The organism is Halorubrum trueperi (assembly GCF_042662525.1).
In the GTDB taxonomy this organism is placed as follows: domain Archaea; phylum Halobacteriota; class Halobacteria; order Halobacteriales; family Haloferacaceae; genus Halorubrum; species Halorubrum trueperi.
In genome coordinates, this window is record NZ_JBHSXI010000023.1 from 287,399 (window position 1) to 310,837 (window position 23,439).

Annotated in this window: 22 protein-coding genes; 7 read left to right on the forward strand and 15 right to left on the reverse strand. The window is 68.6% G+C overall.

The window, feature by feature from the left end; translation table 11 throughout:
- Positions 1–39: 39 nt before the first annotated feature.
- The 6 genes from hemA to ACFQEY_RS16680 all read right to left on the reverse strand — a co-directional run bounded on the left by hemA (position 40) and on the right by ACFQEY_RS16680 (position 5,066).
- Complete coding sequence (gene hemA / locus ACFQEY_RS16655; RefSeq protein WP_379770771.1) at positions 40–1,377, reverse strand: glutamyl-tRNA reductase; 1,338 nt, start codon at positions 1,375–1,377, stop codon at positions 40–42.
- Positions 1,374–2,063: a precorrin-2 dehydrogenase/sirohydrochlorin ferrochelatase family protein gene (locus ACFQEY_RS16660; RefSeq protein ID WP_379770773.1), complete on the reverse strand. Its 690-nt coding sequence runs from the start codon at positions 2,061–2,063 to the stop codon at positions 1,374–1,376. Before ACFQEY_RS16660 ends, hemA begins: the two co-directional genes overlap by 4 nt.
- Positions 2,064–2,070: 7 nt before the next feature.
- A complete protein-coding gene (gene ahbB / locus ACFQEY_RS16665; RefSeq protein WP_379770776.1) occupies positions 2,071–3,156 on the reverse strand; it encodes a siroheme decarboxylase subunit beta in 1,086 nt (361 codons plus the stop codon).
- 100 nt (positions 3,157–3,256) lie between these two features.
- Positions 3,257–3,721: a DUF7112 family protein gene (locus tag ACFQEY_RS16670; RefSeq protein ID WP_379770778.1), complete on the reverse strand. Its 465-nt coding sequence runs from the start codon at positions 3,719–3,721 to the stop codon at positions 3,257–3,259.
- Between the two features lie 14 nt (positions 3,722–3,735).
- The gene (locus ACFQEY_RS16675) at positions 3,736–4,155 is read right to left on the reverse strand and encodes a 30S ribosomal protein S6e (RefSeq protein ID WP_379770781.1); all 420 of its coding nucleotides are present in this window, start codon (positions 4,153–4,155) and stop codon (positions 3,736–3,738) included.
- Positions 4,156–4,250: 95 nt separating this feature from the next.
- Complete coding sequence (locus ACFQEY_RS16680) at positions 4,251–5,066, reverse strand: lipoyl protein ligase domain-containing protein (protein WP_379770783.1); 816 nt, start codon at positions 5,064–5,066, stop codon at positions 4,251–4,253.
- A 135-nt stretch (positions 5,067–5,201) separates the two neighbouring features.
- Here ACFQEY_RS16680 and ACFQEY_RS16685 point away from each other — a divergent pair, with 135 nt between their 5' ends.
- The 3 genes from ACFQEY_RS16685 (at position 5,202) to ACFQEY_RS16695 (ending at position 8,631) form a co-directional block, all read left to right on the forward strand.
- Positions 5,202–6,881 carry a sensor histidine kinase gene (locus ACFQEY_RS16685; protein WP_379770785.1) on the forward strand — a complete coding sequence of 560 codons (1,680 nt, stop codon included), beginning with the start codon at positions 5,202–5,204 and terminating at the stop codon, positions 6,879–6,881.
- An 87-nt stretch (positions 6,882–6,968) separates the two neighbouring features.
- Positions 6,969–7,859 carry a DUF8155 domain-containing protein gene (locus tag ACFQEY_RS16690; protein WP_379770787.1) on the forward strand — a complete coding sequence of 297 codons (891 nt, stop codon included), beginning with the start codon at positions 6,969–6,971 and terminating at the stop codon, positions 7,857–7,859.
- A gap of 310 nt (positions 7,860–8,169) precedes the next feature.
- Positions 8,170–8,631 carry a PaaI family thioesterase gene (locus ACFQEY_RS16695; RefSeq protein ID WP_379770790.1) on the forward strand — a complete coding sequence of 154 codons (462 nt, stop codon included), beginning with the start codon at positions 8,170–8,172 and terminating at the stop codon, positions 8,629–8,631.
- Here ACFQEY_RS16695 and ACFQEY_RS16700 read toward each other — a convergent pair.
- From ACFQEY_RS16700 to ACFQEY_RS16715, 4 genes are all read right to left on the reverse strand, one after another.
- On the reverse strand, positions 8,601–10,655 hold the full coding sequence (locus ACFQEY_RS16700; protein ID WP_379770792.1) for a molybdopterin biosynthesis protein: 2,055 nt from the start codon (positions 10,653–10,655) through the stop codon (positions 8,601–8,603). The genes ACFQEY_RS16695 and ACFQEY_RS16700 overlap by 31 nt on opposite strands.
- Complete coding sequence (locus tag ACFQEY_RS16705; RefSeq protein WP_379770795.1) at positions 10,652–11,926, reverse strand: molybdopterin molybdotransferase MoeA; 1,275 nt, start codon at positions 11,924–11,926, stop codon at positions 10,652–10,654. The genes ACFQEY_RS16700 and ACFQEY_RS16705 overlap by 4 nt, the downstream gene beginning before the upstream one ends.
- 122 nt (positions 11,927–12,048) lie before the next feature.
- The gene (locus ACFQEY_RS16710) at positions 12,049–13,053 is read right to left on the reverse strand and encodes a CehA/McbA family metallohydrolase (protein WP_379770797.1); all 1,005 of its coding nucleotides are present in this window, start codon (positions 13,051–13,053) and stop codon (positions 12,049–12,051) included.
- A gap of 41 nt (positions 13,054–13,094) precedes the next feature.
- Positions 13,095–14,027, reverse strand: a complete 933-nt coding sequence (locus ACFQEY_RS16715) for a cell division protein CdpA domain-containing protein (RefSeq protein ID WP_379770799.1) — start codon at positions 14,025–14,027, stop codon at positions 13,095–13,097.
- Positions 14,028–14,281: 254 nt separating this feature from the next.
- Here ACFQEY_RS16715 and ACFQEY_RS16720 point away from each other — a divergent pair, with 254 nt between their 5' ends.
- From ACFQEY_RS16720 to ACFQEY_RS16735, 4 genes are all read left to right on the forward strand, one after another.
- Positions 14,282–14,461, forward strand: a complete 180-nt coding sequence (locus tag ACFQEY_RS16720; protein ID WP_379770801.1) for a zf-TFIIB domain-containing protein — start codon at positions 14,282–14,284, stop codon at positions 14,459–14,461.
- Positions 14,462–14,463: 2 nt separating this feature from the next.
- Entirely contained in the window at positions 14,464–15,192 is a 729-nt protein-coding gene (locus ACFQEY_RS16725; protein ID WP_379770803.1) for a hypothetical protein, read from the forward strand.
- 8 nt (positions 15,193–15,200) lie between these two features.
- Positions 15,201–15,539 (forward strand): hypothetical protein, encoded by a 339-nt coding sequence (locus ACFQEY_RS16730; RefSeq protein WP_379770805.1) that lies wholly within the window; start codon positions 15,201–15,203, stop codon positions 15,537–15,539.
- A gap of 159 nt (positions 15,540–15,698) precedes the next feature.
- Complete coding sequence (locus ACFQEY_RS16735) at positions 15,699–16,826, forward strand: carbohydrate kinase family protein (protein ID WP_379770807.1); 1,128 nt, start codon at positions 15,699–15,701, stop codon at positions 16,824–16,826.
- Positions 16,827–16,863: 37 nt separating this feature from the next.
- Here the strand turns inward: ACFQEY_RS16735 and ACFQEY_RS16740 are convergent, their stop codons facing one another.
- From ACFQEY_RS16740 to ACFQEY_RS16760, 5 genes are all read right to left on the reverse strand, one after another.
- Entirely contained in the window at positions 16,864–17,691 is an 828-nt protein-coding gene (locus ACFQEY_RS16740; RefSeq protein ID WP_379770810.1) for a BtpA/SgcQ family protein, read from the reverse strand.
- Positions 17,692–18,391: 700 nt separating this feature from the next.
- On the reverse strand, positions 18,392–18,982 hold the full coding sequence (locus ACFQEY_RS16745; RefSeq protein WP_379770813.1) for a hypothetical protein: 591 nt from the start codon (positions 18,980–18,982) through the stop codon (positions 18,392–18,394).
- A gap of 256 nt (positions 18,983–19,238) precedes the next feature.
- Complete coding sequence (gene aspS, locus ACFQEY_RS16750) at positions 19,239–20,543, reverse strand: aspartate--tRNA(Asn) ligase (protein WP_379770815.1); 1,305 nt, start codon at positions 20,541–20,543, stop codon at positions 19,239–19,241.
- 204 nt (positions 20,544–20,747) lie between these two features.
- Positions 20,748–22,037: a nickel pincer cofactor biosynthesis protein LarC gene (larC, locus tag ACFQEY_RS16755; RefSeq protein WP_379770817.1), complete on the reverse strand. Its 1,290-nt coding sequence runs from the start codon at positions 22,035–22,037 to the stop codon at positions 20,748–20,750.
- Positions 22,038–22,715: 678 nt separating this feature from the next.
- Entirely contained in the window at positions 22,716–23,312 is a 597-nt protein-coding gene (locus tag ACFQEY_RS16760) for a DNA-3-methyladenine glycosylase family protein (protein WP_379770820.1), read from the reverse strand.
- Positions 23,313–23,439: the final 127 nt, after the last annotated feature.

The following is a 23,439-nucleotide window of genomic DNA, read 5'->3' on the forward strand; positions in this document are numbered from 1 at the left end:
GGATACGGGGCTGTGTAAATAAAAGACGGCGGAAGCCGATCAGTCGTCGAGCTCTTCAGCGACCGAGTCTGGGGCTCCGGCGGGGGCGTTCGCCGGAGCGTCGTCGGACGCCCCGCCCGGACCCTTCGGGGGCATGTCGAATTCGGGATCGAACAGCCGGAGCGCCGTTCGGATCGTCTCCCAGTCATCCTCGCCGGCCGCGTCGCGCAGCGATCGAGTCGGCGCAGCGAGGAGTTGGCCGACCAAGGCGTCCGCCATGTCCGCCACGGTCTCGCGTTGGTCGTCGGTCAACCCGCCCTGGGCCTCCAGCTTCGACACCGCGCGATCGACCTCGCGCGCCTTGACGCGGTCGGCACCGGCGTACATCGCGGAGATGGCGTCGTCGGCACGCTTGCGCTTATACGCCTGCAGGATGCGGTCGAGTTCCTCGTCGATGATCGACTCGACGCGCCGCGCCTCCTCCTCGCGGCTCTCGCGGGTGCGGCGAGTGACGTCTTCCAAGGCGTCGATGTCGTAGAGCGTCACTCCGGGCCGGTCGGCCGCAGCGGGATCGACGTCGCGCGGCTGGGCGATGTCGATACAGACGAGCCGATCGGCGTCCGCGAGGTGGTCGGGACCGACCACCGGATCCGGGCTCCCGGTCGCCGCGATCACGAGGTCCGCGTCGGGGAGCACGGCGCGGAGGTCGGCCAGCGGTACGGCCTCGGCGGGCGTGTCGACCTCCTCGGCGACGAACTCCGCGTTCGGGACGGTTCGATTCGCGACGACGATCTCCGAGACCGCGGTGTCGTCGAGCGTCCGTGCCGCGAGCATCCCCATCTGCCCGGCACCGATCACGACGGCGGACCCGTCGGTCAGGTCGATCTCGGTCGCCGCCAACCGAACCGCTGCCGAGCCGAGCGAGACGACGCCCTCGTTGATCGACGTCTCGTTGCGAGCGCGCTCGCCGACGTGGAGGGCCTTCGTCACCGCGTCCTTCAGGACGGGACCGATGCCGCCGGCGGACTTCGACTCCTCGTGCGCCTCGCGCAACTGGCCGATGATCTGGTCCTCGCCGAGCACGAGGGACTCCAGCCCGGAGGCGACGCGCATCAGGTGCTCCAGGCTCTCTTCGTGGTCGAGTCGGCGGACCGCGCCGCCGCGCACGTCGGGCGCGAACGACTCCAGCGCGACCGTCCCGTCGACGGTTCGGTCCGTGACGACGTACGCCTCCGAGCGGTTGCACGTCTGGAGCGCGAAGGCCTCCTCGACGCCGTCGCGCGCGAGCAGGTCGGAGACGGTGGCGCGGACGCCGTCGCCGCCCGCGGCCTCTATCTCGTCGACGGTCGCGCGAGAATGGGCGACGCTCACGCCGCTGACGGCCCCCGTCTCCTTCATCGGGTGAGTACCTCCTCGATCACGGAATCTGCCTCGTTCCGACCGTAGGATCTCCCCTTTTGTAAAGCCTTCCAAACCCCCTCGGATCGCACGACTCGTCGGATCGCCTCACGGCGCGTTTCGGCGGGGACGCCCCGGTCTTTGAGTTCCGTCCGGAGGTCGCCGGACAGTTCGGCCATGGCTCCCGCTCCCTCGATCTCGGTCTCGACGCGCTCGCGGAGCGCCTTCGCGAGCGCCGGACTCGCGCCCCCGGTGGAGACGGCGACGCTGACCGGGTCGTCCTCGACGGTCGCCGGAACGACCGCGCTCCGGGCGTCGCGATCGGCGGAGCGCTCCGCGGTGGAACGGTCCGCTCGATTGACGAGTACTCCCGCGTCGAGCGCGGCCGCCTCGGCCGCCGCGTTGACGGCTCCGTCGTCCGTGGCGGCGACCACGAGCACCGGTGCGAGCCGTTCGATCCAGTCGCGGACCGCCTCGGCGTCCGGGGCGGCGCGGACGAGATCGACCCCGGGACCGGCGGCGTCCCCGTCATCCGCCGCGAGATCGATCAACAGGTCGTCGAACGCGGGGCTCACGACGACCACCCGGGCCTCGTCGGCGAACCGCGACGCCTTCCGGGTGCCCACGGATCCGCCGCCGATCACGAGTACCGTCTCGCCGGTGAAATCGTGGTACAGCGGAATCACGAGAAGGTCACGCCGTGTTGCTGTCGGCGCGGTCGCCGATGCGGATCCCCGTCTTCTTCAGGATACGGGTCGAGAACAGCGTGTCCCAGTCGTCCGCGCCGACGTCCCAGTGCTCGTCCATCAGTTCCTTCACCTCAGCGATGCGACGTTCGCTTTCCGCCTCCGTCCGCCCGTGAGTCATCGCGAAGAAGTTGTACTCCCAGACCCCGGCGTGACGCGGACGCTCGTAGCAGTGCGTGACGAAATCGAGGGACGCGACCGCGGGACCGACCTCGTCGAGGGCCGCTTCCGGGACGTCCCAGACCGTCATCCCGTTCTCCGTGTACCCGAGCGCGTAGTGGTTCGGGATGACGCCCACGCGGCGCACCTTCCCCTCCGCGTCGAAGCGCTTTATCGTCTCGATCACCCAGTCTCGGTCGGCGTCGAGCGCGGCCGCCACGTCGGCGTACGGCGTTTCCGTGATCGGGAGTCCGCCCTGTATCTCGACGACGAGGTCGCGCTCGTCGGGCATGAGCGTCGATCGATCGCTCGAAGCGACCGCGGGACCGAGATCGGACAGGTCGACGTCGCCGTCGGCGACCGGACCGTCGACGAGGAATCTCGCACCCACGTGGAACTCCCGGAGCTTCGGCAGGTTGTACGTCTCCTGACCCGTCGCTTCCTCGATGTCGGCGAGCACCTCCTCGACCCGGTCGCTCCCGTCCTTGTCCGGGTCCGGGTGGTCCGCGACGCTCACGACGAACCAGACGTTGAGATGCGGGTGCTCCCGCTCGTAATTATGCGCGACCTCGGTGAACTCGTTGACCGTCTCGACGACCGCGTCGAAGCGGTCCGCCGGCGCGTGCATCGCGACGAGCGAGGCCGCGCCGCCGATCGCCTCGGCGTTGACGAGCGCGCCGAACCGCGAGAGGATCCCCGCCTCGTCGAGCTCGCGCACCCGTTCGCAGAGTTCCGGGCCCGTCACGTCGACGCCGTGCTCCCGGAGCGCCGCCGCGGCCGGTTCGAACGGCCGCCCGGTCACCGGGAACCCGCCCTGAAAGGCGTTGATGATCCCGCGGTCGAGCGCCGTCAGATCCGCGTCGACCTCTCTCATGCCCCGGGATCCGTCCCGAACGAGAATAAGCGATCCGACCGGCGAGCCGGTCGGCGGCCGGTGTCGGGAACCGGTACAGTCACCCTATCGTGCGCCGATCTCACCCGTCGAGATCTCGCGCGATGTCAGCGAGTGACGATCGGGGGCCGCGGTTCGCCTCGTACACCGTCCGCTCACCCGGGATCCGGAATCCGTATAACTCGCCGGGAACGACGACGTCGAGCACGACGCTGTCGCCCGGTTCGCGGTCGTTCGCGTCGAGCCACTCGACCAGCCGGTTCGCTCCGTCGCCGATCTCCCGAGCGAGCCGCCGGTTGTCGAACGCCCCCCGGACGATCCGCCCGTCACCGTTCGCCGTAACGGGGGCGTGGTACTCCTCGCGCTCGATGACGACTCTGATCACGTCGCCGGCGCTCATCGTCAGCGACTCGCAGCGTCCGGACTCGACGCGTCCTGCAAGCTCGTCGTCGGGGATCCGCACGCAGGGCCGACGGGTGCCGCCGCTCCGGGCGAGAGAGACGCGGATCGAGGCGACACCCTCGTCGTCGGAGGGAACGCGGGGCATCGAGAATCTGCGGGTTACTCCTCGTCGTCGTCCGCATCGTCGTCCGCGTCGTCGGCCGCGTCCTCGCCGAGCGCGGCGGCGACGTCGTCGCCGTCGACGACGGAGACGTTGATCTGGGCGACGTCGTTGTCGATCTCGCGGCCGCGGACGGTGATTCGCTTGCGCTCGCCCTCTCGGGACGGCTTGAAGCCGACGCCCCCCTCCAGGAGCAGCTCCTTCAGGCGGGTACCGGAGACGTCCTCGCGCATCGGACGTCCGGTCTCGTCGGATCCCCCGGTGATGGCGATCGTGTGCTCCGAGAGCCCGACGGCGTCGCCGCCGATCTCGTCGCCGAGTTCGCGCCCGAGGAACCGGTTTGCGTCCTGTCCGTCGACCTCTCGCTGGAACGTCTCGCCGGTGTCGGGGTCGGCGATGACGACTTTGAATTCGGCCATGGGCGAACCGAGACCCCCGCGAATAAAAAGCACGTCGAAAGCGCGATCCGTCAGCGGGCCGCGATCGCCGGGGGAACGGGCACCGCCTCCACCGCTCAATCGTCCGCGCCGATCCGCACGACGCGGCGGTCGCCGTCTCCCCACGGACCGGTCACGAACGCGTTTTCGATCGCCCGAGCGACCCGTTTCGGATCGGTCGGGCCGCCCGCGTCCGCCACGCACCCGACCGTACTCGGATCGAACGGAACGCCGAGCGCGCCGTAGACGGACTCGGTGACCGCGGCAAACTCACTCGCGTCGGCCCGAGTGACGACGAGACAGCCGGCGACGAGCGCGACGTCGCTCCGAACCCGCTGTGCGATCCCGGAGAGCTTCCCACCCCCGGCGACGCGGATCGAGTGATTCCCGGGACAGAACGACCCCGGCGGTTCGCCCCGAGCGACGTCCGCGCCGAGCGCTTCCAGCGCGTCGACGACGGCCACCGTCGCCCGCTCGTAACGCCCCTCGATCGAGCCGGGCGCGCTGCGGCCGTCCACACCGCGCTCCGCGTCTCCGACGCCGCGATCTACACCTTCTCCGGCGCAATCTACACCTTCGCCGTCGCGATCAATGTCATCACCGCCGAAATTGTCGTCGAGCGGAATGGCGTGCGCGAACGCGATCGTGTTCCCGGGATACGCGACAGCTCGCCCCCCGACGTCCCGCTCGACGGGGCGATATCCGCGTTCGGTCGCGAGGGACTTTGCGCGTTCGAACCCGTCTTCGCCGGCGTCGCGCCGACCGAATGCGACCTGTCGGGGAGGCGTCCACGTCCGGATCCCCGGTGTCCCGTCGGCCGCCGCCGCGAGCAACTCCGCGGTTCGCTCACGGTCCGACGCGGGGTCGCTCGCCGGCCCTCTCACGACGCGCATACCGATCCCACGACACACGCCGGCAAACCGGTTTCGAACGGAGCCGTCGTCTGGTTCGGGAGAGTGAACGTCGGATTTCGACGGGGCATCGTATGACACAAAGGTTTTGCCGAGGGTCGGAGGAGTGATATACTGATGAGCGATCTCGGCGCGTTACCGGTGCAGGCGTACCTCCTCGCCTGTGTGCTCGCCGGGGTCATCGGGCTGGGGCTCGGTCGGGACGCGTGGAACGACCGAGCCGAACCGGGCGGGACGGAGGTCGCGCTGTACCTGCTTTGCGGCGGCGGGATATCGCTGTTGTACGCGCTCAGAGTCGTGAGCGCGAGCGAGTTGGTGATGGTCGTGACTCTCAACCTCGCGACCCCGTTGATCGCCGCCGTCCCCGGGATTTGGATGGCGTTCGTGCTCGCGTTCTCCGGACACGACCGCTGGCGAACCGAAGAGCGTGTCGTCGCGCTCGCGACGCCCGCGTTCGTCTGGGTACTGGCTGCCTGGTCGAGCGGCACGCACGGGCTCTCTCGACGGTCGCTAACGACCGTGACGGAGAGCCCGTTCACGCTGCTCTCGTTCGAGCTGGGACTCGCCGACGTGGGGTTCCTGCTGTACGCCTACGCGCTTTGTGTCGTCGGTGTCCTCGTCGTCGTCGACCTCTACAACCGCACGGGGAACCGCTATCGGCTACAGACGTTCGTGATTCTTCTCGGGACGCTGATTCCGTTCCTCGCCGGTGCAGTGACCGTCATCGACGTCGGGAGTTACGCGCACGTGGAGTGGTTCCCGACTGCGCTCGTCGTCCACGGCGTCTTCCTGTACGGAACCGTCTTCTGGCTCGGAACGCTGGACGCCGCAGTCGTCGCTCGCGACACGGCCGTCGAGGTCATGCAGGATCCGGTGATAGTGGCGGGATCGGACGGCCAGATACGTGACCTCAATCCGGCGGCGGAGGAGTTACTCCCACCGGACGCCGTGGGGTCGTCGCTGTCGACCGTCTTCCCCCAGTTGGCGGTCGGCGTGGAACGCCCGATAGCGATCGGCGGGCGACAGTTCGACATCCAGGCGGACCCCATCACCGACCCTCGAGGGACGGACCGCGGACACGTGTTCCTGCTCCGGGACGTGACCGCGAGAGAGCGCCGACAGGCCGAACTTAAGCGGCGCGAGGCGGAGCTCGAACGCCAAAACGAGCGGTTAGAGGACTTCGCCGGCGTGGTCTCTCACGACCTCCGAAACCCGCTCTCGGCGGCGACCGCGGCCGTGGAACTCGCCCGGTACGACGACGGTGAGGCCGCCGACGCCCTCGATCGCGCCGCGAACGCTCACGAGCGGATGGACGACCTGATCGAGGGATTGCTGTCGCTGGCGACAGCGGGGAAGTCGGTCGACTCCCTCGATCGCGTGTCGCTGGACGGGACGGTGCGACGAGTCTGGTCGCGCTTGGAGACGGCTGACGCGATGCTGTCGGTCGAGGGATCGGACGCTACCGTGCTCGCCGACGGGGACCGACTCGAACAGCTCCTCTCGAACCTGTTTCGTAACGCGGTCGAGCACGCGGGCGACGACGTCTCCGTGCGCGTCGATATCGAGCGCCGGGGAGACGGCGTCGCGCTCGCGGTCGCCGACGACGGTCCAGGCGTGCCGGCGAGCCAGCGCTCGCAGGTGACCGAGCGCGGCGTCTCGCTCGGCGGCGGAACCGGACTCGGGCTCGCCATCGTCGGCGACATCGCGGACGCGCACGGGTGGGAACTCGAAGTCGAGGAGTCCGACGCAGGCGGTGCGCGCTTCGTGATCTCGGGGATCGAACCGGCCGAGGACTGACGGGAGCCAGCGGACCGGCTCCGCGCTCGCCGGACCCTGACGGTTTCGACGCCCACTTGTCGATCGAACGCCGTCGTCGATACGACAATGACCGTCACGCTGTCGTCCGACGTCCTCGCACGGTACCGGCGGTTTTCGCGGTTCAACTCGCCGTACCGCGCGCACGACGACGGCAGCGCGATCGACCTGTACCCCGACGGAAGCACGGGTATTTCACCCGTCGCCGGCGTCGTCCGGAAAACCCTGACCGTCGGCTGTCCGGACCGATCGTACGCCGCGGACGAGGACCACCTGATCGTCGTCGACCTCGACGACGAGTGGTGTTGGCTGGCAGGAACCGATCCCGGAACAGTTGCGCGGATCCTCCACGTGAGGCCGGCCGTCTCCCCCGGAGATCGAATCGCGGTCGGGGACTCGCTCGGGTCGATGACGCGGTCCGGATTTTTCGGCCGGTGGGTCGCCGACCACGTCCACCTCGGATTCCGAGACCCCGACGCGAACGCGCTTCGAGCGAGCGGGTCGCTCCCGGTCGACGTCGACGTGGACGTCGATCCGGTCCGCTGGGACGGGACCGGAACCGTCGTCGGGCGCGGCCCGTCACACGTCGTCCTCGACGCGCCGACACACCCGGCTCCCCGCGGGCGGTTCGCGGCGATCGCGAGCGACGACGGAGTCCCGCTGGACGGTGGGCTGGCTCATTACGCTGGCGGCGGCGCTTTCGGCGACCTCTCGGACGGAGCCACCGTATCCCTGCTGGGGACGCGAATCGGTGTCGCTCGCGGCCGCGGGATCGCGTGGGATTCCGTGGACGTGTTCGCGAACGGCGACCGGGTGGTGGGACTGTCGCTGTTCGCGGCTCGCGACGGGAACTTCGGCGCGAAGGTCGTCTGTCCGGACTCGGCGTTCGCGATCGGCGACGAGGTTTCGATCGAGCTCGTTCGGAGCGACGACTCGATCCGGCTCGGGACGGGCCGTTAGGGGATCGACGTCGGCCGGTCGTCGATATCGTCGAGGTCGTCGATGTCGGTCGAGGTCGATAACGACGCGTTACGATGTCGGCCGTGCGGCTCACAGATGGCGTGGCGAACAGCCGGCACGGAACCTGTCCCGCGGTGGTGCGCCGGGCTCCAGCCTCGGCCACCGCGGGCGACGCGTCAGGTCACGGGACGACTGCCGCGGCATCACTGATACGGTGTGGGAACGATCGGAGCGAAGCTCCCAGTGACAACCGTCCACCGGTTGTTGCGCGTTTCGGGGGCTACAAGCCGGACGACGGTGAGGGGGAGATATGGACCGCACCGAGATCGCCGAGATGGACCCGTTGCCGGCGGACGCGGTAGCGCTCATCGAACGACGGATCGAGGAGGAGCACGGCTACCTCTCGTGGCTGAACACGTCCGTGGACGCGGTCGAGCGGGGCCGGATCGTGCTTTCGATCCCGTTCGACGACAAGCTCACGAACGCGGACGGCGGCACGATCCACGGCGGCGTGGCGGCGACGCTTATCGACACGGCCGGCGGGGTCGCCCAGCGGACCGCGTTCGAGAACCCGTACGCCGGCGGCGTCGCCACCGTGAACCTCGACGCGAACTACCTCCGACCCGCGACCGGTGATCTCCGCGCGGAGGCGGAGGTGATCAGGTCGGGAGGCTCGATCGGCGTCAGCGACATGACGGTCACGAGTTCGATCAACGGTGACGCGCGCGAGGTCGTCGTCGGTCAGGGCTCGTTCCGCCTGTTTCGCGAGTAGCCCGCCAGTCCGTCGATCGGGGACGGGGTACCGTCGGCGCTCGACCCACCGATACCGTCGAGCGCGGCGGCGAGTGCCGCCACCGCGTCGCGGTCGACTCGCTCGGGCGACGCGCGGACGGACACCGCCTGCTCTCCGAGCGGGACGAATCCGCAGCCGAGCCGACCCGCGGTCTCCCGAAGCCCGAGACCGACGTCGGCGTCCGCAGAGAGCACCGCTCTGACCGGGCTTTCGAACGCCCTAGCGGTTCGTTCGTAGCCGTCGATACGCCCCGCGAGGTCCGCTCGCGAGGACGACCGATCTGCGGCCACTTCGTCGAGCGCGTCGTCGAGACTTCGACGGAGCCCCGAGTCGGTCGAACGGTTGACGAACCGGAGGTCGCGGTCGACGACGTCCGCGATCCCGGTCACGTCGTCGGGATTCCCGTCCGGAACTGCGAGTCCCCACTCGCGCGTCCACCCGCCGAGATCGACAGATTCGACCGCACGATCGGTCGGTCCGGCGACGGCGGCGACATCAGGGACGCCGTCTCGCAGCCGACGCAGGCCCTCGCGGGAGCCGACCGGGAGGTACCTGGGGTTGTCGAGACGGTCGAGGAGGCGGTTGAGCGCCGGATCGTCCTCCCCGACGCCGAGCAGCGTCGGCGGACGAACGTCCGGGGAGAACAGCTGCACCGTGACGAGTTCGCCTGCGTCGAGGTACTCCGTATCGGGATCGACGGCGACGACGCCGTCGGCCTCGACGAGGCTCGTCGTCGCGCCCGATCCCTTGTCGACGGGATAGACGAGCGGTCGAGAGGGTCGGGTTTCTCCCCCGTCTCGCGCGTAGTCGACGCCCAGATCGAGCAGTCCGACGGGCATGAGCCGGAGTCGCCCTTCGCCGTAGCGCTCGGCGACGCCCATCCGTCCCTCGACGGTCGCGGTCGCGGGCTCCGGTTGCCCGGCTGCCTCTCGTATCGCCGGCGCGACGAACGTCCGAAAGATGGTGAGCGCCGATACCGGGTACCCCGGGAGGCCGACGTACGCCGACTCGCCGATGCGGTCGCTCCCGTCGGACATCGATTCGCCCTCGTCGGATCCGTCGCCGGACGTCGATTCACCCCCGCCGCGATCGATGCGACCGACGAGCATCGGCTTGCCGGGCTTGACGGCCACCCCGTGGAGGAGCAGCTCGCCGCGCTCCTCGATCACGCGGTAGATCACGTCGACGGCGCTCGCGGAGGTCGACCCCGACGAGAGCACGAGGTCGCACTCGTCGGCGGCCCGCCGAAGCAGCCGCTCCATCTCGGCGTAGTCGTCGCCGGCGTGCGGGTACAGGGCCGGCTCGCCGCCGGCCTCGGAGACGCCCGCGGCGATCGTCGTCGAGTTCACGTCGTAGATCTCGCCGCGCGAGGGGTCGAGGTCCCCGCCGGGGCGCACCAGCTCGTCGCCCGTCGAGACGATCCCGACGCGGGGTCTCCCCTCGACGGGGACGGCGTCGACGCCGAGCGCCGACAGCAGTCCGATCTCGCGGGGGGTCAGACGCCTTCCGGGGCCGAGCGCACGGGTTCCGGCGGCGATGTCCGCACCCGCGCTCATCACGTGGTCGCCCGGGGCGACGGCGGTTCGGACCGCGATCTGTGCCGGCTCGGCCCCCCCGGCGTCCAGTTCTTCCGTCCGCTCGACCATCACCACGGCGTCAGCGCCGTCCGGCATCACGGCTCCGGTAGAGATCTCCGCGCATGAACCCGGAGCGACGGTCACGTCCGGGGCCGCGCCCGCGTGAACCGCGCCGACGAGGTCGAGTTCGGCGGGGGCCGCCTCGTCCGCGCCGAAGGTGTCGCGGGCCCGGACGGCGTACCCGTCCATCGACGCCCGGTCGAATCCCGGCACGTCGATGGCGGCGTCGACTCGCTCGGAGAGGACGCGGCCGCGGGCCGCTTCGAGCGGCACCGTCTCCGGCTCTGGCGTGAGATCGAGCGAGGCGATCGCCTCGCGGGCGGCCTCGGGAGTCGCGAGGTCGCGGAACTCCCGGCGCTCGCTCATGCGGTCACCTCCCACAACTCAACGTCGACGACTTCGCCCGCGTCGATGCCCTCCCGGGGTTCGGGAACGACGACCCAGCCGTCCGCGAGCGCGACGCTGGAGAGGATGCCGGAGCCGCTCGCACGGGTCGGGGTCGCGGCGGGGAGCGCTTCGGGATCGTCGTCGCCCTCCGACGCGGCACCGCCCTTCGAGAGCGTCACTCGGGCGAACGTGCGTACCCCCGGCTCGCTCGGTATCTTGCGTTCGAGGCGCGCGCGACGCGTCGGAAACGGCTCGGCCGTCGTCCCGCCGATCCGCTTTTGCGCCGGTCGGAGGAACTGCGCGGCGTTGACGATGCAGGCGACCGGGTAGCCGGGCAGCGAGACGATCGGGGTACCGTCCGCCGCGCCGAGACAGACGGGGTGTCCCGGCTTCAGCGCGACGCCGTGGACGAGGACGTCGCCGATATCATCGACGACCTCCGGGATCAGGTCGCGCTCGCCGACGGACGAGCCGCCGGTGGTGACGATCACGTCGGCGTCGAGATCGCGTTCGACCGCGGCCGCGAGCGCGTCCTCGTCGTCGGTGACGACGTCACGGTAGCGCGCCTCCCCGCCCCAGCGCTCGACCAATCGAGAGACGGTCAGTCCGTTCGTCTCGATCACCTCGCCCGGGCTGGGGTCCGACTGCACCAGCTCCTCGCCGGTCGGGATCACGGCCACGGTCGGACGCTCGTAGGTGCGGACCGCATCGAGACCGACCGACTTCAGGAGACCGAGATCGGAAGGTCGGAGGACGTGTCCGGGCTCGAAGAGCCGCTGGCCGGCGGCGACGTCCTCGCCGACCTCGCCCACGTTCTCTCCCGCGGCGACGGCGTCGAATGTCTCCACCTCGTCGCCGACCGCCTCGACTCGCTCGATCATGACAACCGCGTCGGCACCGTCCGGGACCGCGCTGCCGGTGTGGACGCGCGCGGCTTCGCCCGGGGCGATCGCGTCGACGTCGCCCGCCGCGGTTCTCCCCTCGCGAGCCGCCCGGAGCACGGCCGGCGACCGGTCGGACGCGCCGAACGTGTCCTCGGCGCGGACCGCGTAGCCGTCCATGGCGGCCCTGTCGTAGCTCGGGACGGGCGTCGGCGCGTCGATCGGCTCGGCGACGACTCGGTCGTCAGCCCCGTCGATCGGAACCGTCTCGGACCGGCCGTGTGGGCCGACGGCGTCGAGCAGCGTCGCCAGCGCGTCCGCGACGCGGGTCCGCCGTTTGAATCCGGCCTCACGTCTGTCGTGGCTCATGTCCGGTCGTTTCTCGGCCGCGTGCAAAAACCCGTCTCCGAAGTGCCCGCCGGCCGACGGTACTGCGGCGTTTCCGCCGACTGATCTCGCCGGCGGCGACAGCAGACCTCGACGGTCGGATATCAGGTCAACCACGACAGCGCCCGCGAGAGGCGGTGGACCCCTTGGAACACAGCGACGCGGGCCGTGGACACGACTTCGGTCGCGGCTCGCACCACGGCGGCCGAGCCGCGCAGCGCGCCGGTCTTCGCGTAGTACCCGGACTTCCGCCCGGCCGCCCCGACGTAGTGTTTCGCCGCCATCCGGATCGGGGCCCGTCTGCCGTTCACCGTCGTCGTCCCGTCGCGGATCGCGTCCAGGACGTCCTCGGCCGTGACCGCGTCGACGGAGTCGCGCCCCTCGACGTCCAACTCGGTGAACGCGCGGCCGACGTACTCCAGGTGGTGCGCGTCGCTGGCCGCGACGCCGGGGTAGTCGTGATCGGCGGCGAACTTCCGGGCGCGTCGGTTGCGGTAGCCGGTGAACAGCCACGCGTTGAACACCTCGACGGCGTCCACCTCATCCACCTCATCCGATTTATCTCTCTCACCGACCTCACCGACCTCACCGACCTCATCGACCTCGCCGACCTCACCGACCTCATCGACCTCGCCGACTCCGTCGGTTCCGGACGAATCGACCCCGTCGTGCCTAGGCGAACCGATCTCGTCGGAGGCACCGTCGGGCGCGGCGAACGAGTCCCCGTTCGGCACGGGGATGTTCCGCTCGCGGACACCGTGTCGAGACCGCTGAAACGGATGCGGCACGATCGCGACTCCGCCGCGCTCGTGGATCCATTCGACCGTCTCGGCGTACGGCTTCCGCCGGGGAGGCATCCGCTCGACGCCGACGGCAAGCAGGTGACCGTGCGCCGTCGACACCTCGACACCGGGGATCCCGATCAGCCCGTACTCGCCGGCGATCTCGGCCGCGCGCTTCGACTCGCCGATCACGTCATGGTCGGTGATCACGACGGCGTCGAGACCGATCTCGGCCGCGTGTTCCAGAATCAGCTCGATCGGTTCGTGCCCGTCGTAGCTCTCGTCCGAGTGGACGTGCGGGTCGATGCGGACGGTGACGCGTGACACGTGCGGATTAGGCGACGCGCGGTATATAAATGGACGACCGCTCAGAACAGGTTCTTGATCCGATCGACGATCGAACCGCTCGTCGCAGCCTCGGCCTCTGCCTCCTTCCGCTTCTGCTCGCGGAGCTCCCGGAGCGCGGCGGCCTGGTCGTCCGTTCCCCCGCCGCTGGCCGTCTTCGCTTCACCGCCCTGCAGCCCCTTCAGCTCGGAGACGGCGTCGGTGACGCTCCCGGACGTCGTCCGCGTCTCGGTGGCCGAGCCGGCGAGTCGCTCACGGTCGACCTCGATGTCGTCGACGGCGCTCGTGTCGAGTTCCAGCCGTCGACTCTCCGTGCGCTCGACGCCGCCCCACGTCAGCTCCGCGTCCGCCAGTTCGCGCTCGATGTCGGCGCGCACCTGTTCCTCGGTGAGCGCCTCGTCGTCTGCCGACGCGCCGCCCGCCGCGCCGGCGTCCGCTTTGCCGCTTGCAGCGCCCGTTCCGCCGCCGGCCGCACCTCCGGTCGCGCGCTCGACGCGGTGTGCGACGAGCGCGCCGCCAGTCGCGGCGATGACGGCCACGATCCCGACGGTGTAAACCGCGACGACCTGCGCGCTGTAGTCGACGGAGTCGGGGACGTTCCAGTTGTACGGGTACGCCCAGACGAACAGCCCGGTCGCGACGAGGGTGATCGCGGCCCCGACGCCGGCCAGGTAGACCATCCGGCGGTCGACCGGGAGGAGGACGACGATGCCGAGCAAGAGCGCCGGCAGGCCGACCGCGCCGGCGACGGCGGCGACCTCTCGGACCGCGTACGTCGACAGCGTGTTCTGCGGGAGCGTGGCGCTGTATAGGAACACGGCGACGCCGACGAGCCCGAGACCGATTCCGGCGAAAAAGAGGCCGAACCCCGCGTACACGTCGACCGTTCGATCTGGGTCGCCGACGTAGCGGCGGTAGTACCCCATGACGGGGTTCTCCGCGTTCGATTCGCTCATACGCGGACCGTCTTCGCCGATGATAATGATTGTTCCCCCCGCGCTCTCGCGAACGCCACCCGCCACCCGTCCGTTTTCCGTCTCCGCTCGGTTTCCGTCTCCGCTCGGTTTCCGTCTCCGCTCGGTTTCCGTCTCCGCTCGATTTCCGTCTCCGCTCGCTCCACGCTTCCCGTCCGTCGTCCGTTTCCCGCCTCGGATCGCTTCTCACCCCCTGTCCTTTTGAGGGTTCGCGTCCAGCACCCACATGATAGTCCGTGTCACCCGAATGCCCGCGCTGCGGATCGGCGCTGTCGACGTTCGCGCTCGGCGGGGCGACCGCGGTCGCCTGCGACGACTGCGGATACGCCGGCGTCGAGGCGGATCACTCGGGCGAGCCCCGACTCGTCGAGAGCTGGGCGGACGCGTTCGCGAGATTTCAGGAGGACCACGACTGACAATGCCGACGCTCGACATCACCGACGACCAGCGCGACCGGATCGAGAGGCTCCGCGAGGAGCTGGCGGCGACGCACGCGGGCGAATACGCCTCCGTCGACACCGAGGACGCCCTGCGCTACCTCCTCGACCTCGCCGACGCCGTCGAGGATCCGGATCGCGTCGCGGACTCGGGAGCCGCTGAGGGAGCCTCGGGAGCCGCTGAAGGAGCCGTCGGGGGCGACGGTGCGAGCGCGCCCGCAGACGGGGCACCCTTCGATCGTGCCCTCGCACGCGAGCGACTCGAAGCCCGGAACCGAAAACATGGCGAGCAGTCCGACGCCGACGAGATGGACCTGTACGCGATCGCCGCCGCGTTCGACGTCGCCGGTCGCAGCGACATGACGAAAGACGAGCTGGTCAGGGCGATCCTCGACGCGGCCGAGCGGTCGGCCGTCGATCCGTTCGCTCGCGTGGACGTCGACCTCGGCGAATCGACCGACGACGCCGTCGACCCCGACGAAGACGGAGACAGCGGTGACGAGACTGGCGACGAGGGCGACGAAGACGAAGTGAACGGCGACGAGGGATCCAGCCAGCTCGACGCGATGATGAGCCTGCTCGACACGCACGACGACAAGTGGCGGGAGGCCGACGGCGACGTGCGGTACGAGGTCGACTTGCCGGACGGCGGCGTCGAGACGGCCCGCACGAAAGACGACGTGCGCGCGCTGCTGTTCAGAAACTACTGAGACACACGATGGGACTCATCTCCAGACTCACCGCGTGGATCGGCGACCTGTTCGGCGGATCGGACGGCGATAGCTCCTCCCCTGACGACGCCGACGCGTCCGAGGCGGACGCGGAGGATCGACGGGACGGAGACGCCCGTCTCGATCCGGCCGCGGCGACGGAGACGCGCGTCAGCGCAACGGACGACCCCGTCGACGCGCTCCGTGACGTGCGGAAGTCACAGGAGGCAGAAAAGGACGAGACGACTGCCTCGGAGCCACCGGACGAAACTTCCGTGGAGTCACCCGACGCGACTTCCGCGGAATCGGTGGAACCGGCAGCGGACGAGGGGAAAAACGAACCGTAAGCCGCCCGCGGTACGAAGCGTTAGGTACCCGCGGTCGAACACGACGGGTATGATCGATCCGACGGACATCAGCTCGACTCGTGGGGGACCCGATCGACTCACCGGCCGCGTCGCCAACCGACTCACCGGCCGCGTCGCCGACCGCACGACGCCGTCGCGATGAGCGGTGCCTCCGCCCCCACCATCGTCGCGATCGGTGCCGCGGTGATCGACGAGTGGTACGCCGTCAGCAATCTCCCCGAGCCGGACGGCGGGGCGTTCGCGAGCGAGGTCACCACCGCGTTCGGCGGCGTGGGTGCGAACGTCTCGGTCGCGCTCGATCGTCTCGGACGCGACGTCGGACTCGTCAGCCGGGTCGGCGACGACGAGTACGGCCGGCGCGCCCGCGAGCACCTCGCGGACACCGGCGTCGACGACACGCGCGTCTCGGTCGGCGGCGATCCGTCCACGGGGTCGGTGATACTCAGCGACCCCGAGGGCGAACGCGCCATCGTCACCACCGGCGAGAGCTTCCGCCGGCTCCGCCTCGATGCGGCCGACCGCGAGGCGATCGCCGCCGCCGACGTCGTATTCCTCACCGGGTACACCCCCGACGCCGTTTCCAGGGCGGTGCTCGACCTGCTCGACTCGCTCCGGCCGAGCGAGCGGACGGACCGAGATGATTCGAACGATCGCGCTGCCCCCGCGGACCGGGATCCTCCGACTCTCGTCTTCGATTTATCCGGGCCGGTCGAGGAGATGGTCGGCCGAGGGACCGAGCCGGCGACCGTCAACCGGCTCCTCCACCGCGCGGACGTGTTCGTCGCCGGCGACGTCGCCGCCGAGGCCTACTTCGGCGGACGGGAGGTCGCGATCGAGCGGATCACGGCGGCACAGCGGCGACGAACCGACCACGATCGAGAGCGAGACGGCGAGGGGTGGCCGCGCGCCGTCCTCACTCACGGCGCAGACGGGATGACCGCGATCGCGGGCGGAGACGTTTCCGAGTTCGACGCGTTCGACGTCGACGTCGTCGACGCGACCGGTGCCGGCGACGCGTTCGTCGCCGGGACCATCGACCAGTGGACGGCCAGGGACGCACCGGCGGGCGATGTACTGGCCGGAGAAGCACCGACGGGCGATGTACTGGCAGGAGACACACCGGTCGGCGACGGCGTCCGGTTCGCGGCTGCGGTCGCGGCGCTCAACTGCACGGAACGGTTCGCACAGGGCGGACTGCCGACCCGAGAGGCGGTGACGGAATTTCTCGCCGAGCGCCGATCGGACGCGAGCGACACCGACGACTAACCGGATCTCACCGACTCTCACCGGCTCTCACCAGCTCTCACCTGACCTGGTCGGCGCGCGCCACGAGGTCGGCCACGCGGTCGTCGTCGACCCGCGCGGTCGTTTCGCCGTTTTCCTTGAGCGCCGTGCCGACGATGACGCCGTCGGCGATCTCCAAGGCGTCGCCGACCGTGTCGGTCCGGACGCCGCTGCCGACGAGGACCGGCGTGTCGAGCCCGTGGGCGTCGCGTTCGTCGACGACGGCCTGCAGGGACTCGGCGGTTATCGCCTTCCCCGTGCCGCGGCCGGAGGCGATCACGGCGTCCGCGAGCCCGCGCTCGGCGGTGTCCGCGAACGACTCGGCGGTGTGCCCCTCGGCGGTGAGCGGCGCGGAGTGTTTCACGTCCGTGTCGGCGAACACGCCGAGATCAGCGCCGAGCCGCTCGCGCAGTCGAAGGGTCTCGTGGGCCTTCCCCTGGACGATCCCCTGGTCCGTGACGCGCGCCCCGGTGTGGACGTTCACGCGGACGTAGTCGGCGTCGACCGCCGCGGCGACCGATACGGCGGCCTCCGCGTCGTTCCGCAGGACGTTGATCCCGAGCGGGAGGTCGGTCTCCGCGGCGACCGCCGTCGCGGCCCGCGCGACCGCGGCGACGACGTGTTTCGGAGCGTCGTCGGGATAAAACGGAGCGTCGCCGAAGTTCTCGATCATGATCCCGTCGACGCCGCCGCGGTCGAGGGCGCTCGCGTCGATCTCAGCGCGGCGAACCGCCTCGCGCATCGCGACCGTGGCGTCGTCCGGTGCCTTCGGAGCCCCCGGGAGAGGTGGGAGGTGTACCATGCCGATCACCGGCGCGTTCGTGCCGAAGGTGGTCTCGAAGTCCATCGATATCAGAGCGACGGCCGCGCACCGTATAAGCGTCTCCACAGCGTTCGACATCGCGAGGCGCACGGCGACACCGAAGGACTCACTTAAGAAGCGCCGGGGAGCGATTCCGGGAGTGAGTATTGCAGACTGCCGCTGGCAACGAGGTATATAAAAGGGGCAAGCGCGAGCGCGCCGGCTACTTATAAATGAACGATGCTGTGGCGCGCCTCCGAGCGCCCGATACGGGCGCGAGGAGCCCGCGAGGGACGCCGCGAGCGCCTTATAAAGGCGCGAAGCGGCGAGGCTGGGGAGGTGTGAGGTGCTGTGCGGAGCGGTTGGGGTGGGATTCAAAGGGGCAGCCGCGAAGCGGGCGCAGGCGACGTAAGCACCGCAACGAGGGAGCGTGAGCGAGCGAGTGAGGAGCGCAGCGAGCGTGCGCCCGCCTCGCGGCTGGGGCTTTGTAAGTGTTCACCGCACCGTCAATCACTTATAAACAACCAACGCCAGAAACACGGTGATTAACCGCATCAGCAACGACTTATAAACAGCCGCCAGCAACACCACTCGATCACTTATAAATGATCGGCTCTGTTGAAATCCTCAGCAGGTGATACATTCTGACCCGGTTGCGGTCAATACAGGGGACACACGAATCGCTCAGTACTGGGGAATCACGAATTACTCAGTGCAGGAGACTACCAAATCGTCCATATGTACCTTACTCAGCTGTGTTAAGTTGAACAAGTGCAATACAAGCAATCCAATCGTCGCTGTTTTCGGGGTCAGGAACACCGAGTTCCGCAGCATATAGACCTGGCTCAAGTACCGGCTCCTCCTGAATGGACTCCACCGCCTGCATAAACGACCACGAATGTGTGTCATCTGGCGACGTAGTCAGGCGTTCATCACCCGACAGTTCCTGCTGGAGTTCCTCCCATTCAGTTCCCGAATTGTGCCAGATGCTCCAACTGTGCGGATTGAACGTGAGTTCAGTGGAGGACTGATTGTAGAAGGTCAGCGTAATATCGTCAACAGGTGTCCCGTCATTGAGGGTGCTGCTTTCTGGATTCGGCTCAATATACACTGATGCCGTGTCTGTGTCTACTGTGTGAGAACAGACGGCACTATCACGTTCCGTTTCGTATGGGGGGCACGGCTGGCCATCTATCTGGGGAGTTGTAGAATCTACTTCTCCATCTGATTCATTGCCGGCTACTGGGTCATCAGGCGTCTCAGCGTCTCCGAGGCAACCAGCGATACCAACGATTGACCCGGCACCAATGTGAGCGAGGAGATCGCGGCGGTTCATGACCAACACGAAACCGTCTGAGGATAAGGTAGTTCGGGAAGCTAAAGCATCTCTTTGACCGATGACCGATAACTTCGCACTGTTCGCGACCGGCTGTTCCAGACGACAATATGTCTGAAGGAGAGGATTTCAACAGAGCCAAATGATCACATCAACCGCGTGCAATATCCACTCCCGGTATCGATCAAGTCGGATGTCGTTGATCCGTTGTGTTACTTCTCGCGTCGGAGTGAGACGGAGCGGCGGTCGAACCGCGTTAGGGCTCCAGCCGGTTCGGATCGCGCGGGAACATGATCGCCTCCTTGATGTTGTCGAGGTCGGCGACCTTCTGGACAAGCCGGTCGATGCCGAGCCCGTAGCCGCCGTGGGGCGGGGTGCCGAAGCTCAGCGCCTCGATGTAGAACTCGAAGTTGGCCGTCTCGACGCCCTCCTCCTCCATGACCTCGACCATGCGATCGACATCGTGCTCGCGCTGTCCGCCAGAGGAGAGCTCCTGTCCCCTGTAAATCAGGTCGAACTTTCGGGAGGCGATGTCGTCGCCCTCGACGTCCTGCATGTAGTAGAACTTCTCGTCGGGGTAGCCGACGACGAAGAACGCGGGATGTCCCCGCTCCTCGAAGTGCTCGCCCAGCAGCTTCTCGCCTTTCGTGTCGAGGTCGGTCGGGTCGTCCGGGAAGTGACCGTACTCGGTTTCGAGGATGTCGAGCGCCTCGTCGAAGGTGATCCGCGGGAAGTCCGCTTCGGGCACGTCGAGGTCGACGTCGAGCAGCTCCAGTTCGCGTTCGGCGTTCTCGGCGACCTCGCGGAGCGCGTGGCGCAGCGACTCTTCCTGGACGTCCATCACGTCGTCGTGGTCGTCGATGTACGCGAGCTCCACGTCGAACATCGCGATCTCGGAGACGTGACGCGAGGTCGCGAAGTCCTCCGCACGGAACGCCGTGCCCGTCTCGTAGACGGCCTCGTAGCCCGACGCCATCAGCATCTGCTTGTACAGCTGCGGGCTCTGCGAGAGGAACGCGTCCTGGTTATAGTAGAGGATCGGGAACAGCTCCGCGCCGCCCTCCGCGCCACCCTTCGAGATGAGCGGGGTCTTGATGTCGACGAACCCCTCGTCGTCGAACCACTCCTCCATCGCCGTCATCAGCGTCGAGCGCAGCGTGAACACGGCGAGCGTCTCCGGCTTCCGAAGGTCGAGCGCGCGGTTGTCGAGTCGGGTCGAGAGGTCCACCTCGATATCCTTCGAGATGTCCAGCGGAAGCGGGGAGTCGGCCTCGTCGATGACCTCGTACTCGGTCGGGGCGATCTCGACGCCGCCGGGGGCCTGATCGCTCTCCAGCGGCTCGCCGACCACGCGGACGACGTCCTCCGCGCCGACCTCCTGAACGGCCTCAAACAGGTCCGGCTCGCGCTCCTCCTTGAAGACGATCTGGATGAGCCCTTCGCGGTCGCGCACGATCAGGAAGACGAGCCCCCCCAAATCGCGGATCTCGTGGACGTGGCCGGCGATGGCGACCTCGTCCGCGTCCGGTTCGACGTCCGACGTGTGGATTCGCTCGATCATGACGGAGTCTGCGTTACGTGGTGCTGGTCGGGCGTTCGTCATAGGCCTGTCGTCTCGGCGTCGACGGAACCGGCCGCACTGGGTGCTCTCGCACCGATTCGTCGGCCGGGATGGCGACGCGATCGCTCCGCCGAACGCGGAATCGCCGAACCGCCGAACCGCCGAACCGCCGATCAGCCGCTACTCACCGAGCTGCTCGCCGAGCTACTCACCGAGGTCCTCTCGCACACGCGCTTCGGCGCGACGGAGGATTTCCCGAATCGGGGCCCCTGTCGACCCGGCGACTGCGGCAGCGTCGTCGTACTCGGCGCTGACGTCGTAGACGTCGCCGTCGGCGGTCGAGGCGACCTTCACCGACACCTCGTACTCGTCGCCGTCGATCGAGAGCGCCGCCGTCTCGAAGGCGCGCTCGGCGATCCACCGGTGGCTCGCTGCCGACTGCCGGACGCCGAGGGTCCCCGTTTCGCGGGCGAGCCGCTCCGCGACGGCTTCGGCGTCCGCGGGCTTGCAGATCACGGTGACCAGGTGCCCCGGTCGCGACTTCTTCATCGTGGTTGGGACGATCGTCACGTCGCGCGCACCGACGTCTTCGAGTGTCTCCTGGAGCCCACCGAGCACCTCCGGCGAGGCGTCGTCGAGGTTCGTTTCGAGGACGGCGACGTCGTCGTGGATCAGTCCCTCGTCGCTCCCGTCCTCCCCGTCGCTCTCGTCGCCTCTGTTGCCCCCGTCGCCGACGAGAACGCGGAGGACGTTCGGGTGGGCATCGAAGGCCGCGTCGCCCGCGCCGTACCCGGTGGCGTCGACCTCGATGTCGGGGATCGAGTCGACCCCGTCGGCGACCGCGGCGAGGATCGCGGCCCCCGTCGGCGTCAACAGCTCGCGGTCGATTGGCCCGCCGACCAGCGAGAAGCCGGCCCGTGCCGCGATCTCGGTCGTCGCGGGCGCGGGGACCGGGTAGGTTCCGTGGGCCATCTCCACCTCGCCGCCGCCCGCGGCGACCGGCGTGGTGACGACGCGGTCGGGACCGAGGTCGTCGAGGAGCAGCGCCGCGCCGACCACGTCGGCGATCGCGTCGTCCGCGCCGACCTCGTGGAAGTGGGTCTCGTCGAGGTCGGTGCCGTGGACCGACGCCTCGGCGCGACCGAGCAACTCGAAGGCGTCGAGCGCGACCGACTCGACGGCCTCGGACAGCCCCATCGACTCGACGATCGCGACGACTTCGGGGTAGCTCCGACTCGAACCGGCCCCCTCGGCGCGGTCACCGGCGTGATCGTGATCGCGTGACGGGTCGTGATCGCGATCCTCGTCGTTCAGGAGCACGTCGACGGTCGTCGACCGGACCCCGTTTCTCGTCGTCTCGCCAATCTCGTACCTGACCGGGAGCCGGTCGGACGCGGGTGCGAGGACGTCCGGGTCGGCTCCGGCCGCGATCAGCGCGGCACAGATCATGTCGCCGGCTGCGCCGGTCCGGCCGTCGAAGACGAGCGTTCGCATGGGGGATCGGAGGCGATCGGTGGACAAATACCTCCGGATCCGGCTCCGTTGAAATCCTCTTGTCAGACGTATTCTTGTCTGAAACAGCTGATCGCCGAAGAGTGCAAATTGACCGATTCCGGGAGTAGGGATCTCACTGCATTGGGGTGATCGTTTATAAGAGAGCGAGTGGCGCTGCTGGCGGCTGTTTATCTATCGTTGCTGGCGCGGTGAACACGTCCAAAGCCCCAGCCGCTCGCTTATAAGTGATTGCTGGCGCGGTGAACACATCCAAAGCCCCCGCCGCGGAGCGCCTCTGGCAGCCGGCGGCAGAGCCGCCGGCGACTGCCCCTTTGAGTCCCACCCCGCATCGCAACCGCACTGCACCACACCTCACTCCTCCCCAGCCTCGCGGCTCCCTGTGGTCGCCGCGTCCCTCGCGGGCTCCTCGCGTCCGTTTTAAACGGACGCTCGGAGGCGCGCCACCGCACCGCCACGTTCAGTTATAAGCAGTCGTCGCCGCCCCCGCTCACTCCTTTTATATACCTCGTTGCCAGCGGCAGTCTGCAATACTCACTCCCGGAATCGATCATCACCACTTCCGTACTGACCGAAACCGGGGCCATACGAGTCTCTCGCCGTGTATTTCAACAGGCCCCGGGTCCGAGTGCGTTCGGTGTCGGTCGTCCGCCCGTCGATCTAGGACTCGTACTCGGCCCAGACGTAGCGAGTTCCGTAGCTCCGGTAGGGACGCCACGCCTCACCGATCTCGCGCATCTCCGCGCGGGTGAGCTCGTCGCCGTCGTTGTACACCCGTTCGATCCCCTTCCGAACCGCGAGATCGCCGAGCGGGAGCACGTCCTCGCGTCCGAGCGCAAAGATTAGGTACATTCGCGCGGTCCACTCGCCGACGCCGCGGATGGCGGTGAGTTCGTCGACGACGGCCTCATCGCTCCGATCCGCGAGCCCCTCGCGGGTCAGGTCGACGTCGCCGTCGCGGAACGCGCTCGCGGCCGACCGAAGGTACTCCACCTTCGTCCCGCTGAGCCCGGCGTCGCGCAGCGCGTCCTCGTCGACAGCGAGCACGCGATCCGGGGTCGGATCGCCGCCGAGTTCGTCCACGAATCGCCCGTGGATGGCCGCCGCCGAGGCCGTCGAGAGCTGCTGGTTCACGATCGAGGTGCAGAGGCGCGCGAACTCGTCGGAAGCGGGCGCTATCGCGAGCGGACCGTGCCGGTCGATCAGCCGCGCCATCGTCGGATCGTCGCGGAGGGTCGTCGCGATTCGATCGTCCATCGCCCCGCCCTTCGAGCCGGAACCACCCGACGTTTGCGGTCGCGGCGGCGATCGCCTCGGCAACCCTCCCGCCGAACCCGCAGCCGCGACTGATAAACTTACCATGCGTTTCTCGTTTGGAAGATGG

Bases quoted from the DNA above. Each gene is read 5' to 3' on its own strand.
- hemA (WP_379770771.1), bottom strand. From the start codon at position 1,377: ATGAAGGAGACGGGGGCCGTCAGCGGCGTGAGCGTCGCCCATTCTCGC.
- ahbB (WP_379770776.1), bottom strand. From the start codon at position 3,156: ATGAGAGAGGTCGACGCGGATCTGACGGCGCTCGACCGCGGGATCATC.
- ACFQEY_RS16670 (WP_379770778.1), bottom strand. From the start codon at position 3,721: ATGCCCCGCGTTCCCTCCGACGACGAGGGTGTCGCCTCGATCCGCGTC.
- ACFQEY_RS16675 (WP_379770781.1), bottom strand. From the start codon at position 4,155: ATGGCCGAATTCAAAGTCGTCATCGCCGACCCCGACACCGGCGAGACG.
- ACFQEY_RS16680 (WP_379770783.1), bottom strand. From the start codon at position 5,066: ATGCGCGTCGTGAGAGGGCCGGCGAGCGACCCCGCGTCGGACCGTGAG.
- ACFQEY_RS16685 (WP_379770785.1), top strand. From the start codon at position 5,202: ATGAGCGATCTCGGCGCGTTACCGGTGCAGGCGTACCTCCTCGCCTGT.
- ACFQEY_RS16690 (WP_379770787.1), top strand. From the start codon at position 6,969: ATGACCGTCACGCTGTCGTCCGACGTCCTCGCACGGTACCGGCGGTTT.
- ACFQEY_RS16695 (WP_379770790.1), top strand. From the start codon at position 8,170: ATGGACCGCACCGAGATCGCCGAGATGGACCCGTTGCCGGCGGACGCG.
- ACFQEY_RS16700 (WP_379770792.1), bottom strand. From the start codon at position 10,655: ATGAGCGAGCGCCGGGAGTTCCGCGACCTCGCGACTCCCGAGGCCGCC.
- ACFQEY_RS16705 (WP_379770795.1), bottom strand. From the start codon at position 11,926: ATGAGCCACGACAGACGTGAGGCCGGATTCAAACGGCGGACCCGCGTC.
- ACFQEY_RS16715 (WP_379770799.1), bottom strand. From the start codon at position 14,027: ATGAGCGAATCGAACGCGGAGAACCCCGTCATGGGGTACTACCGCCGC.
- ACFQEY_RS16725 (WP_379770803.1), top strand. From the start codon at position 14,464: ATGCCGACGCTCGACATCACCGACGACCAGCGCGACCGGATCGAGAGG.
- ACFQEY_RS16730 (WP_379770805.1), top strand. From the start codon at position 15,201: ATGGGACTCATCTCCAGACTCACCGCGTGGATCGGCGACCTGTTCGGC.
- ACFQEY_RS16735 (WP_379770807.1), top strand. From the start codon at position 15,699: ATGAGCGGTGCCTCCGCCCCCACCATCGTCGCGATCGGTGCCGCGGTG.
- ACFQEY_RS16740 (WP_379770810.1), bottom strand. From the start codon at position 17,691: ATGGACTTCGAGACCACCTTCGGCACGAACGCGCCGGTGATCGGCATG.
- ACFQEY_RS16745 (WP_379770813.1), bottom strand. From the start codon at position 18,982: ATGAACCGCCGCGATCTCCTCGCTCACATTGGTGCCGGGTCAATCGTT.
- aspS (WP_379770815.1), bottom strand. From the start codon at position 20,543: ATGATCGAGCGAATCCACACGTCGGACGTCGAACCGGACGCGGACGAG.
- larC (WP_379770817.1), bottom strand. From the start codon at position 22,037: ATGCGAACGCTCGTCTTCGACGGCCGGACCGGCGCAGCCGGCGACATG.
- ACFQEY_RS16760 (WP_379770820.1), bottom strand. From the start codon at position 23,312: ATGGACGATCGAATCGCGACGACCCTCCGCGACGATCCGACGATGGCG.